Origin of the sequence: Phenylobacterium sp., assembly GCF_004799395.1 — a bacterium.
Classification (GTDB): domain Bacteria; phylum Pseudomonadota; class Alphaproteobacteria; order Caulobacterales; family Caulobacteraceae; genus Phenylobacterium.
This window is the reverse complement of the sequence record NZ_SSMZ01000090.1, coordinates 1-12,712: the sequence shown is the minus strand read 5'-3', so window position 1 is coordinate 12,712 and position 12,712 is coordinate 1. Positions and strand designations below refer to the sequence as shown.

Sequence of the window (12,712 nt, the reverse complement as noted above, 5' to 3'; positions counted from 1 at the left end):
GAGGTCGTGGTGATCGCCGCGCGCTTGGAGGCGGCCAACAAGACCTTCGGGACCCGCATCCTGTTCTCAGCGGCGACCAAGACCCTGGCCACCACCGCCGGCCCCTTCCGCGCGGTCGGCGAGATCGAACTCAAGGGCGTCCCGATCCCGATCGAGGCCTATACGGTGGGCTAGGCCGGCAAGGTCCGCGGTCGAGCCGTTGCGGGCGTCGACAGGCGACACCGGTTGGCCCATGACGTCCCGGGGAATGCGGTCGCTCCCGATCGCCACGGCCGGAGGTCGAAGATGAGGGCCTATCGCTTCGATAGCTTCGACAGCCTGGACGAATTGCGCCTGCGCGAGGAGGCCGACCCGCAACCGCAGCGCGGCGAGGTGCTGGTGCGGGTGCACGCGGTCTCCCTCAATTTCCGCGACATCGCCATGCTGCGCGGGCGCTATCCGCGAAAGTGCGTCCCGGGTCTCATCCCGTGCAGCGACGCCGCGGGCCAGATCGTGGCGATCGGCGAAGGGGTCGAGGCCTTCAAGGTCGGCGACCGCGTCATGGGCGCCTTTCATCCCCGCTGGTTCGGCGGGGAGATGCCCTCCACGATCCAGAGCGACAGCTACGGGGCCGAAAACGACGGCTGGCTCTGCGAACTCAAGGCGATCAGCCAGGAGGCCGTGGTCCGCCTGCCCGAGGCCCTGTCCTACGAAGAGGGCTGCACGCTGCCCTGCGCGGGCCTCACCGCCTGGACAGCCATCACGGGTCCTGCGCCCATACGCGCCGGACATACGGTGCTGGTGCAGGGCAGCGGCGGCGTCTCCCTCTTCGCCCTGCAGTTGGCGCGCGCCGTGGGCGCTGTCGTGATCGCCACGACATCCAGCGCCGCCAAGGCGGACCAACTGAAAGCGTTGGGCGCCGCCGAGGTCGTGAACTACGTCGATGATCCACAGTGGGGAAAGAGCGTCCGCGCATTGACCGGTGGCCGAGGCGTGGATCGCGTGGTCGAGGTCGGAGGCCCCGGGACCATCGCCCAATCTCTCCGCGCCGTGGCGCATGGCGGCGAGATCGCGTCCATCGGCTTCCTGAGCACCGAGAACCCCGGCATCGACTTCTTCCAGCTGAAGATGAGCGGCGCGAGCTTCCGCAACATCACCGTGGGCGACCGCGCCGCGTTGCTGGACCTCAACCGCGCCGTCGCGGCGACCGGCCTGAGGCCGATCATCGACCGCGTCTTCGCCTTTGAGGAGGCCCGCGAAGCCTTCGGCCATCTCGAAAGCGGCGCGCATCTTGGGAAGATCGTGATCCGCGGTCTGAGCTGAGCTCCGCCTTCCACGCCGGGCCGAGGTTGGGCCCTACCGCGCGGCAGCCACCCAGGCCGCCAGGTCCGGATCGTTGGTCACCCGGTACGGTCGATCCCAGGCGTCGATGAAGAAGTGCTCCATCTCCGGCCGGGTGAAGGGCCTAGAGCCCAGGCGGCCGAAGACGGCGATCTGGTGGCCGGTCTCGTCGACGGCGCGGTCGCGGTCGAGGCCCTTGGAGAGGGCCAGCGCCGGGGTGGCGGTGCGGGCCCAGGCGATCAGCTCCGGCTTCGGCGGCGGCGAGAATCCGTAGAAGTTGGGCTGGCTGGCCGGGCTGGTGAGCTGGATCACCTTCATCCCGTTCCTGCCGTCGGCCACATAGGCGAACAGCGAGGCGTTGGTGGAGGCCACGACCACGTCCTCGGCGTCGTTCATCCGGCCGCCGAAATCGACCTTCTGGTAGACCTTGGGCGCCTCGGGTCGCTTCACGTCGACGATCACCAGACCGTCCTTCTTGGCCGCTACATAGGCATATGTGCGCGCCACATAGACCCGCCGCGCATCGGCGATCGGAACCGTGGCGCCGGCCACCAGCACCGGCTTGTCCAGCCGGGTCACGTCGACCACCTCCAGCCCGCGCTGGTCGGTGACGAAAAGGTAGCGGAACTGCAGGGCCGAGGCGCGCACGTCCGGCAGGGCCAGCGTCGTCACATGGCGGGGCTTCAGCGGATCGTTGAGGTCGAGGACCACCAGGCCCGCATCGGCGGCGATATAGGCGTAGTGCCCGCCAAGCGTGATGTGCCGCGCGCCCTTCAGGAGGCCGCCGGGGTTCCAGGTCAGGGCGCGGTGCAGGCTGTTGTTGCGTGGATCGCCGTCGGACAGGGTGTCGACGTTGACTTCGATCAGGCCCTCCTCCGCGTCGGTGATGAAGGCGTAGTGGTAGATCGGGTGGAACGGCTGTTCCTGGTTCTGCGCCTGCATCTGCGGCGTGTTGCGCCCGGGCGCGATCGACTGGTTGGTCGGCAGCGCCATGCAGGTGGCGTTCTTGGACGCGATGTGGGTGTCGTCGCCCAGCGGCGAGAACGGCGCCGAGATGATCCGCTGCGAGACGTCCTTGTTGGAGATCGAGGCGACATCGTAGGCGCGGAAGCCGCCCTTGCCCTCGGCTACGTACATGTATTCCCCGCGCAGCTGCAGGCAGTGGGCCGCCCCTCCGGTTTTGTGGGTGACGTTGACGATGTCTTCCTCGGCGTCCGCCTCGCCGCCTTTCAGGCCCTTCGCGAAAGGCTTGCCGCGGCGCCAGTTGATCAGCTCGCGGCCGTTCTTCTCCACGTGCAGCTTGTAGAAGTCGGGGTAGGCGTACTTGTGCAGATAGGAGCCGAACACCGCCTGCGGCTCGCTCCATTCGGTGACCCGGACAGCCTCCAGACCGCCTTCCAGGCCGACCCAGGCGTGCAGGCCCATGAAGTTGACCGTGTTGGTGCCGAGCAGCAGCAGCTGGGCCATGATGGCGTTGTTGTCGTTGGCCTCGGCGACGTGGCAATCGTCGCAGGTCTTGGTTTCGGTCTTGCGCACGGTGTGGGCGAAGTGCGGCGCGAAGGCCTGGCTCGAGTAGCCGCTGGCCGCGATCGGCGGCTGCTGGGTGTAGATCCGCTCGCGGTTGATGTTGGTCGATGACAGGACCAGCGCCGAGGACGAGCGCACCGGGGCGATCGTGTTGCCCTTGATCGTCGAGTGGCGGCCGAGTTGGAACATGTCGTCGCGCGCCACTTGCGGGTTGTAGGTCGCGTAGTTCCGCGTCTCCTCGCCTTCATACTTGTGGCTGGTGGTCTTCCAGTTGGCCTCGATGGGCAGGTGGCAGCCGCCGCAGGACGTCGTCCAGGAGGTGTGGCAGGCGTAGCATTCCATCTCGCCGTCCTTGTGGGCGAGGTTGGCCTTGTCGACACCGGGACCCCACTGGAAGGGCTTTCCGTCCTGGGTGATCTTGGCCATCAGCTTGGCGCGCGCGGCCCGGGGATTGAAGTCGGGGCTCGAGCGGTCGACCGAGTCCTTCACCAGGTGGATCTGCCATTCCAGCTTCGGGTCGATGATCGAGCGCTGCATCAGCACCCGCCGGCCGTCCTTCTCCACCCACTCGAAGCGCCGCTGGCCGTCGGGATTGCGCAACAGCGTCAGGTCCGTGCCTTCCGGGCTCGCCGCGACGTTGGAGGTGCGCAGCGTCGGATAGGCCGAGATGGTGCCGTGGCAGTCGCGGCAGCCGATCTCCACGGCATTGGCGACCTCGCCCATGATCAGGCCCGAACCATGGGCGTCCTGGCTGAAGTGGCAGTCGGCGCACTGCATGCCCTTCTCGGCGTGGATGTCCATCATGTGGACCGCCTTGCCGGCGCTGACGCCCGGTTCGACGAACTTGCCTTCGCCGGCCTTGCGCCACTTCTCCGGGTCGTCGTTGGCGACGATCTTGCCGTCGGCGTCCAGCAGGTTTCCATCCCGGTCGCGCTTGAACACGCCGCGGAAGTTCCATCCGTGGCCGTGGTAGTCGGCGAACTGGGTGTCCTTCAGCTTCGGATTTAGGTCGAAGACGTTGCGCAGGAAGTCGAGGCTGGCCCAAAGGCCGCGCGGCGCGGCGCCTTCCGGGTTGCGGTCCAGCACCTTCCGGATCTCGGCGGCGGTGGGATAGCGCTGCCGCTCCGGCCACATGAACGGCGCGTCGGCCTCGTAGTCCCACATGGTGTTGCCGAGGTAGGTGTTCATGAACATGTTCGGCTGGTGCATGTGGCAGTTCATGCACTGCGAGGTGGGGATCGCGCGGGTGAAGGCGTGCTCGATCGGGTGGCCGCTCTCGGTCTTGTCGATGGTCGGGTCGAGGCTCTGCGACTGCCCATCGCGGCCGAACTTAGCGTAGGTCAGGCTGTGCTGCGGCTGGCGGTCGTTGGCGTAGACCACGTGGCACCCGGCGCAGCCTGAGGAGCGATAGTCTCCCGGCTGGTCGTTGGTGCCCAAGAACCACATGAAAGGATCGTTGAGGCGGGTCTTGTGGATGTTCAGCACCGGGATCGCCACACGTAGGCCGGTGCCGGGGCCGCGGTTCGACTGGCGGATGTCCGGGCGGCCCGGCTCTTCCAGCTTCTGGATCTCGCCGGCGCTGTCGGGCAGGCCGATTTCCGGGAAGGTCGGGTTGATGGTGCGCCCGCCGCGCTCGAAGACGCGGAAGATGTCCCCCGGCGGGGTCACCTGCCAGGTGGGCACCGGATAGAGCGCGCCGATCGCGCCCTTGGCCTTCTGCTCCGGCGTCACGGCGCCGGGCGGATTGCCGGGCGAAAGCGTACGGGCGGGCTCGCCCTTTGCGGTGTAGGCCTCGCCCAGGATGGCAGTCTTGTTGGGTAGAATGCCGTTGTTGTAGGACGCGCCCTCCAGGAACATCGCCCCATTGGCCATAAGCGACCGCTCGGCCTTCTGGATGAGTTCCAGGTGGCAGGCGCCGCAGGACTCGCGGGCCACGCGGTAGTCCGAAGGATTCACGAAGCGAACGAACTCCGGCGCTTCGCGATTGAGCAGGGTGTAGCTCTGCTTGGGCTTGGCCGAGGACGGGAAATTCCACGCCTTCGGATAGCGCGGCAGGACGTGGGCGCGGTCGCGCAGGGCCGCGTATTCGGGCGAACCCTTCTTCAGCCCCGCGGCCGCAGTGACCGTCGCGTCGCCTCCATGGCAGTCGGCGCAGCCCAGAACCACGGCGGTGGATTTGTGCATCGAAGGCGCGTCGGAGGCCGTATGGCAGCTCTCGCAGCCGACGCTCTTGGCGTGCGCCTCGGCCTCGGTCTCGCCGGCCGGCGCGGAGGGCGCGGTGTGATAGGTCCGCGCGACCGGCTTTTCCTCGTCCCCCGCGGCACGCAGGGACGCAGGCGCGACCAGGAGCAGCGCCGCCAGCGCCGCCGCCCTCCAGCCGAAATTGCCTGCCCGCCCCATCTGGCTCCTAGAAGCTGAGAATCGCGTCCAGCAACACCGAATAGTACCGGTTGTCGCGGTTCGAGTTCGCAAAGAGATCGTTGAAGCCGGCGCCCGGATCCAGGATCGCGATCGAGCCGCGGAACACCAGATTCTGGCTCACCTTCGGCCGCCAGACCGCCGAGACCGAATAGTCCCAGCCGATGTCGCGCGGGATCGTGCCCTCGTTGCGCAGCGCCTGCAGCACCGCAGTGTTGTCGAACCACAGCCGGTTGATGTTGGCGCTGAGGCGCACGCTCGGCGTCAGGTCGAAGTCGACGCCCGTGCCCAGGAGGATCGTGCCGGGATTGTTGAAGTTGGACTGGCCTTCGGTCTTCGACGAGCGAAGATCGGCCAGCACGCCATTGCCGCCGTTCAGTGAGATCGCCTGGCCGCCGCCGATGAACGGGATCGACTGGCGGATCCAATAGCTGGTGTCGGCGCCAGCGAACTGCGGGTTCTCGAGGATGGCGTCGAAGCCCGTCTCGCGGTTGTCGCGCGGCCGGCTGTCGCCAGACGCATAGAGGGCCGAGCCGCGGACGCGGATCCAGTCAAAGTCGTAGGACGGCTCGAAGGCGGTAAACCAGGCCTGGATGTGCGCCGGCTGGCTGGTGAAGATCGAGTTCCGATCCTGGCCTGTAGCGCTGTAGGCCGAGGCCGTGAGGTTCAGCCGTCCGATGTGGCCGTCGGCGTTATATCCAAGGTAGACAACGTCGTAGTCGCGTCCCCTGTCATTGCCGATCAGCGCCGGACGCACCGGGAAGCCGTTCTGGTCGTAGTGGATGTCACCCGCCTCGCGGTCGCGGTCGTAGACCACGCTGACCTGCGATGTGATCCCTGGGAACGGCAGGTCCTGGCGATAGAGGTTGGCGACGAAGATCGAGTCCTTGCGCAGCGCCTGGCCCAGATCGTTCAGACCCGAATTGGTGTCCTTCTCGATGCGCTGGAAGGCCGCCAGGTTGTATTGCCAGCGATTGTTGTCGCGATCGCCGAAGAAGCGGACGCCGAGCTGGTTGTCCTGGAAAAGAAATCCCCGGAAGTCACTGGAAAATGGCTGGATTCCGACGCGGACGGAGTCGAAGTCGTAGCGGTCCGAGACGTTGCGGATGTGGTAGTCGATGAAGGCTTCCTGCACGCCAACGAAGGTGTCGTTGCGGTGCGTCGGGTTGGACGGGCTGATCGACAGGATCCGCTTCTCGGGCACCGAGGCGTAGTTGTCCTGGAACGCCAGTGTCAGGCGCGCCTCGATCTCCGGCGGCTTGAACGCCGTCGAGCCCTTGGTCAACGCCATGCCGACGATGAAGGTCTGGGAGCCGGCGAAGCTGTCGGCGCGGCCGAAGTTGTCGTTGCTGCCGGCCCGCACCGTGGTCTGGGAGCCCACTGGCAGCGGGAAGCTGCGCGGCTCGATCACGGTGTCGGAGATGCCGGTCAGGGTGAAGAACCAGTCCTGGGTGTTCCAGATCGGCCGGTCGCCCTTGATGGTGTTCTGGTTGTAGGGATCGAACCAGCGCGAATGCACGCCCACGGCCTCGATCAGCCGCCAACGGTCCGGGATCGGCACCAGGTCGGCGGGAAAGGCGTCCGGCGGCGGGGCGTTGATGGCGCCCTTGTTCTGCTGCGGCAGCTCGGCGGGCGGCAGGTCTTCCGGGCGACCGGGGCGACGGCGCGTGTCGGGCTGCGGGGGATCGAGGGAGGCGTCCGGCGCGGCCTCCAGCGGCGCGGCTGAGGCGACCAGCAACAGGTCCCCAATCGGGTCAGCCGCCATCGCCCGCTGGGCCAGCGGGGTCGTGGTGAGCAGGAGCGCAAGGAGCAGGCCGCCCCGCATTCCCTATTTTCCCTGACAGACGTTCTGGTCCGAGGTGTCCAGGAACGGTGCAAACGGACAGTTAACGTAAAGAAGTCGTTGCGCCGGCGCGGGCCCCACCAGCAGCTGGTCCGCCCGGATCGAAGTGTCCGCCTCGCCGATGCTCACACGGCTCGAAGCATTGAAAACGCCCAGGAAAGCGACCATGTCGTCCTGGTCGACGCCATCGCCGGAGACGCCGATCGCCCCGACCAGTTTTCCGCTGCGATAAATTGGCATTCCGCCCGGAAAGATCTGCAGGCCGTTCTGCAGCCGATTCTGCCCGGCCGCAGCGTCGGGCAGGAAGCTGCAGCGCGGCGCAGTGTCGGTGGGGCTGGCGCCGGTTACGAAGTTCAGGTGCTGGCCAAGGTTGGTGATGATCAGCGCCGACTGCAGGCCCGTGGAGAAGATGCTCCATTGGCTGATCGGCCGCGACAGCGGCCCGTTGGGCCGCCCGACCTGTCCGTCGGGGAATTGCGGGCGCGACAGATTGCCGATCGACCGGACGCTGAAGGCGGTCTTGCCATTGAGCGCCGTCGGGTCCGGGAAGAAGGTGCGCACGTTCTGCACGAAGCCGCGCACGTCGGCGCTGGGGTCGCCCGAGAGGTCCGTGGCGGCCGCGGGATTGGAGAAGAAGGCCGCGGTGCGCGCCTTCTGCACCGAGACGTCCGTGCCGAACACCGAGGCGTCCGGCGCGCGCACCACGCCCAGGATGACCCCATGGGTGTCGGTCACCGCGATCGACATCTGGGCGGTGCTGTTGGCCGGCTGGCGGATCGCGCCGCGGGAATGCGCCATCACCTTGAACGCTTCTTCCAAGAGCGCGGTCACTTCGGCGGCGGTGAGTGGGGCTGAGACGTCCGCGGCGTCGCTGCCGGCCCTGGGCGGATAGCGGTTCTGGCCCGCGCCATTGGTCAGGACGTACCCGCCGGGCTGTGAAAACTCCGCCGTGGTCGCGGCGCGCACGCCGGACCCTTCCTGGCCATAGACCTGGCCCGCCAGCACGCTCCCCCCGGCGTAGTAGCCGTTCACCGGCGTCAGCGATCCCGTCCCGGCCGGCAGGTTGGCGAACGGCGTGGCCGTCGCCGGACTTACCTTCAGCGTCGCGGTGGTGGCGTCGCTGTAGCGCAGCGTCGTGCCGTTAAGGCTTACATTGTCGGCGGTGATGGTCGCGGGGGCTGAAAACCCGTTGGTGGCGGCCAGCGCGACGTTCTCCTCGTCGTCGTTGTCGATGTTGGAGATGTCCGGATCGAAGCCGTAATCGCCGTCGGACATCACGCCCACGCCGCCCACCAGCGTGCCGTTCTTGTAAAGCGGGAAGCCGCCGGGATCGGCCGCTAGGCCGAGCGGCGAGCGCTTCGGCCCGATGAAGGCGGCCGCGCCGCCTGCGGCGTTGAACCGCGCCGTCAGGTCCGAACAGGGCAACGAGGAGAACTGCACGCCGAACAGCGGGCCGCTGGGCAGGCCCACCGCCGCCGGGCTGGGCGGGAAGTTCTGCTGCACGATCATGCTGGCCGTGCGCGTGGAGAACGCCTGGCCGGCGGACGACAGGTAGGCGCCGGTGATCGCCTTGGAGATCGCCGCGGCTGCGGCCGGAGCGACCACGCCCTGGGCGTCCAGATTGCCGCCCGGCCCGGGCCGGATAGTCGCCGTCGCCCGGGCGCCGGTCATGGTGTAGACGGCCAGCACGTTGCCGACCCGGTCGGTGACCGCGATCACCCCTGGCGTACCGCGCGCCTTCGCCTCGCCGACCGCCTGGGCGACGATCTGCTGGACATCGGCGGTGCTGAGCGAGTCCGTGCCCGGCGCGGCGTAGGGGCTGGAGGTCGTCGTCGTCGTCGTGGTGGTCGTCGTCGAGCTCGATCCGCCGCCACCGCCGCCACAGGCCGCCAGCGCCAGGGCTGCGGCCACCGCCAGCGCCGTTCCGAAAGGTCCGCGCCTCATTTCAGACCCCTCGCCTTGTCAGCCGCCTGTTGCAGAGCGGCCCGCGCCTCGGCTGCGTGGAAGGCGGTTGGGTCGCGTACGGCCTGATAGGCCCGGTCGAGATCCGGACGCAGGCGCGCGGCGGCCGCCCGGTCAATCGCGCCCTCGGCCACCAATGACCCCAACAGCGTATCGGCCGCCATCACCGCCTGGGTGACGCCTTCGAAGTCGGTATAGCGCCGGGCGTTGTCGCCGCTGAGCACGGCCTCGAAGATCGCCAGGGTGTCGGCGCGGCTGAAGCTGCGCGCGTTGAAGGCGTCGGCCAGTTCGCGCGAGGTCGCGGCCAGCTTGGCGGCCTGGCTTGCGGCGACTGCCCCGTTCTGCGCCAGGGCCTGGTGGAAGCTCTTCACCTCGCCCTCGAAGCGCGCGGACAGCGCCGGCGCGGCCACCTTCGCCGCCGCCGACAGCATGATCATGTTCTCGTCGTTGAACGGCGGCGTCCCGACCGGGATCGGCCGGCCGGGATTGGGTTCCGAGACGGGCCGCCACTTGGGGTCGTTGGAGAAGGTCCGGTGGCAGCTCTGGCAGTCGAAGAACAGGAACTCGGGGAACACCCCTCCAGGGTTCTTCGCACCGAACAGGGTCAGCGACCGGTCCAGAGCCATGGCCTGGCCCACCGCCCAGGTCTTGACGCCGCCGGCCGCGACCTTGTGACGGGCGATATAGTCGGCGTCGACGTCGTGGTGCTTCTGCAGGGCGGTGAAAAGGTCGAGCTCGAAGGCGATCTGCGGGTGGCCGGCGGCCATCATCTGGTGGGTGACGAACTGATTGGGACTGGGGCCGCCGAAGTGGCAGTCGAGGCAGCGCGCCGCGCGCACCTTTGGCTCGTCGAGGGCCAGCATGCCACGGCTGACGTTGGCCGCGTGGGTGGCCCCGAGCGCGTAGTGGCTGGCGATCCAGCCACCCGCCCCGCCGTGGCAGGCCTCGCAGCCGACGCCGTCGGAAAGTTGGAAGCGCGCGCCGCGCTGAGCCGGCGGCGCCGGGTCTGCGTGGCAACCCAGGCAGGCCGGCGCCCGCTCCGCCGGTCCCAGGCCCAGCTTGGCGCTGATCGCCTCGGCGCGCGGCTGCGTCAGCACCTTCCAGGCGCGGCTGTGGGCGCCGGCCTCGCTGTGCGGGTCCTGCCAGGTGATCAGCTCGTTCTGGCGCACGGTCAGGCCGCTGGGCGCGGGCCGGCTGTGGCAGGTGGAGCCGGAGCAGGAGGCGACGCCTTCGTGCACGCCGGCGCGCCCGCCGAGCGGCGGATCGGGGTCAGCCCAGGCAGCGCGAACCGCGGTCATCGCCACGACCGCCGCAAGCGCGGCGGCCAGCAGGCCGATCAACCCGGTTGCGCGTCCCCGCCCCATTGGCGCTCCAACGATACCCAGCCCGGAATCGTAGACCCCCGACCAGGGCTTAGGTAGCAGTATTGGCGGCTGCCATGAAGGCCCGTTTGGACGATGTGAAACAGCTTTCAACCGAGACGCGAAGTCGCTGTTAACCCAACAAAACCATTGCAAAACTGCGTCATCGCAAGCATTAAAAATTGGTTGAGTTGGGGGAGGCTACGCATGAGGGCGCCTCGCGTAGGCCTAGGAGCGCGCGCCGCACTAACGCTTGCGACGACCGCCCTGGCGGCCGGCGGTCATGCGTGGGCGCAGGCGACGCCCGGGGCTGTGCCGCCAACAGCAGCCCAAGCCGGCGCCTCGGCCCCCGAATTGAACCCCGCCGCGCGGGTGCCCCGGCTGCAGGCGCGGGACGCCGACATCTTCTCCCCCGAGCCGCCCGGCCCTTGCCCGCTGGCGGACTCCTCGGTCGAGATCAACCTGACCTCGGTGAGCTTTCGCGGCGCGACGGCCCTGAAGCCCGAGGGGTTCGAGGCCGCCTATCGCCCATTCATCGGCGCCCCGCAGAAGGTGGGCGTGATCTGCGAGATCCGCGATCGCGCCGCGCGCGCCCTGTTCGACCGGGGCGTGCTGGCCCGCGTCGAGATCCCCGAGCAGCGGATCAGCGGCGGGGCGCTGGTCCTCGACGTGATCGAGGCCCACGTCGTCAATGTGCGGGTGCGCGGCGATATCGGCCCGGCCCAAGGGGCGGTCGAGCGCTACGTCGAGAAGCTGCGCGGCATGAAGCCGTTCGATATGCGCAAGGCGCAACGCTACCTGCTGCTGGCGTCCGACATTCCCGGTGTGCGGGTGCGCGCGGCGGTGAAGCCCTCGATCAGCGCCGAACGCGGGGCGGTGGACATCGACGTCACGGTGACCCGCACGACCTTGAGCGCCGTCGGCAACGTCCAGAACCTGGGCTCAAAGGCGGTCGGGCCGTGGGGCGGCCTTGTGCGCGGCGACGTCCGCAGCCTCACGCCGCTCGGGGAAGACACCACCCTGGTGGCCTTCCACACGCTGGATTCCAACGAGCAGTGGGTGGTGCAATTGCTCGAGGCGGCGCGCATCGGCGGCGACGGCCTGATCGTCCGGGCCTCCGCCGTCTATGGCGAAAGCCGGCCCGGCGACGTGCTGAAGCCCCTGGACCTGACGAGCACCTCGGTCGTGGGCAATCTCGAGGTGGCCTATCCGCTGGTCCGCCACCGCCGCGCCAACCTGAATCTGGCCGGCGGCCTCGACCTGGTGAACCAGGAGACCGACCTGGGCGACGGCGGCGGCAAGCTGACCGAGGACAAGGTCCGCGTGCTCTATGCGCGCCTCGACGGCGACCTGCGGGTCAACGCCTTCGACCGGCCCGTGGCGATGAGCGCGGCGCTGACGTTGCGCAAGGGCCTTTCGGGCCTTGGGGCCAGCGAGGCTGGTTCGGACCTGCTGACCCACGGCTTTGCGGCGCCGGACGCCTGGCTGGTGCGCGCTAACGGGTCGATGGGCGCGCCGCTGGTGGGGCCGATCAGCGGCGAAATCCGCGTCCAGGCGCAATATTCCGACAAGCCGCTGATGCCCTACGAGCAGATCACGCTGGGCGATCTCAGCGTCGGGCGCGGCTACGATCCGGCGGTGGCGCTGGGGGATTCCGGCGCCGGGGCCTCCTTCGACCTGCGCTACAACCCGATCCCGGTCGGCCCGAAGATCATCATCGCGCCCTACGTCTTTTTCGATGTGGGCGCCGTACATAACAACGATACCGCGCTCTCCGGTCTGGCGGAGAACCGCACCCTGCGGTCCTTCGGCGCAGGTGTGACGCTGAGGCTGGCCAACCGGGCCAATCTGGACGTCACTTACGCGCAGCCGATCGACCCTGTCGTGGCCGGCGGCGTGCGGCCGTCGCCGCGCCTGCTGATCAACCTGACCGCCAGCTTCCTCTAGGGTGGGAGATGTGACCATGACCTCATCGCCCGCTCATCGTCCGCTCCGCCGGGGGCGGCAGGACCTCCTGGGCCGCACGGCGCTGTGCGGCGCGCTGATGGGTTTGGCGGCCCTGGCCACGCCGGCGGCGGCCCTGCCCTCGCTGGGCGGCAGTCCGCAGGTCAACGCCGGCGGCGGCCTGCCCAATATCGCCACCAAGCCCGGCGAGATGGACATCACCCTGAACGGCGCGCGCACGGTCATCGACTGGGCGAGCTACAACGTGGCCGGCGGCGAGACGGTTCAATACACGTTCGGCGCCCGCAACTGGATCGTCCTCAACCGCATCAACAGC

General features: G+C 68.5%; 7 protein-coding genes. 3 read left to right on the top strand and 4 right to left on the bottom strand.

All coding sequences use genetic code 11. The features are described from left to right. The first annotated feature begins 285 nt into the window (after positions 1–285). On the top strand, positions 286–1,302 hold the full coding sequence (locus E8A12_RS06450; protein WP_293367097.1) for an NAD(P)-dependent alcohol dehydrogenase: 1,017 nt from the start codon (positions 286–288) through the stop codon (positions 1,300–1,302). Positions 1,303–1,335: 33 nt separating this feature from the next. Here E8A12_RS06450 and E8A12_RS06445 read toward each other — a convergent pair whose 3' ends face one another. The 4 genes from E8A12_RS06445 to E8A12_RS06430 are packed head-to-tail and all read right to left on the bottom strand — an operon-like array spanning position 1,336 to position 10,434. After that, a complete protein-coding gene (locus E8A12_RS06445) occupies positions 1,336–5,247 on the bottom strand; it encodes a hypothetical protein (protein ID WP_293367096.1) in 3,912 nt (1,303 codons plus the stop codon). Between the two features lie 7 nt (positions 5,248–5,254). Further along, positions 5,255–7,090, bottom strand: coding sequence for a hypothetical protein (locus E8A12_RS06440; RefSeq protein ID WP_293367095.1), 1,836 nt, complete (start codon positions 7,088–7,090; stop codon positions 5,255–5,257). Positions 7,091–7,093: 3 nt separating this feature from the next. Continuing rightward, positions 7,094–9,052 carry a heme-binding protein gene (locus E8A12_RS06435; protein ID WP_293367094.1) on the bottom strand — a complete coding sequence of 653 codons (1,959 nt, stop codon included), beginning with the start codon at positions 9,050–9,052 and terminating at the stop codon, positions 7,094–7,096. Next, positions 9,049–10,434 (bottom strand): multiheme c-type cytochrome, encoded by a 1,386-nt coding sequence (locus E8A12_RS06430; protein ID WP_293367093.1) that lies wholly within the window; start codon positions 10,432–10,434, stop codon positions 9,049–9,051. Before E8A12_RS06430 ends, E8A12_RS06435 begins: the two co-directional genes overlap by 4 nt. Positions 10,435–10,638: 204 nt before the next feature. Here E8A12_RS06430 and E8A12_RS06425 point away from each other — a divergent pair, with 204 nt between their 5' ends. After that, positions 10,639–12,378: a ShlB/FhaC/HecB family hemolysin secretion/activation protein gene (locus tag E8A12_RS06425; RefSeq protein ID WP_293367092.1), complete on the top strand. Its 1,740-nt coding sequence runs from the start codon at positions 10,639–10,641 to the stop codon at positions 12,376–12,378. A 16-nt stretch (positions 12,379–12,394) separates the two neighbouring features. Continuing rightward, positions 12,395–12,712 (top strand): hypothetical protein (locus tag E8A12_RS06420; RefSeq protein WP_293367091.1); only part of this gene is annotated, 318 nt, incomplete at its 3' end.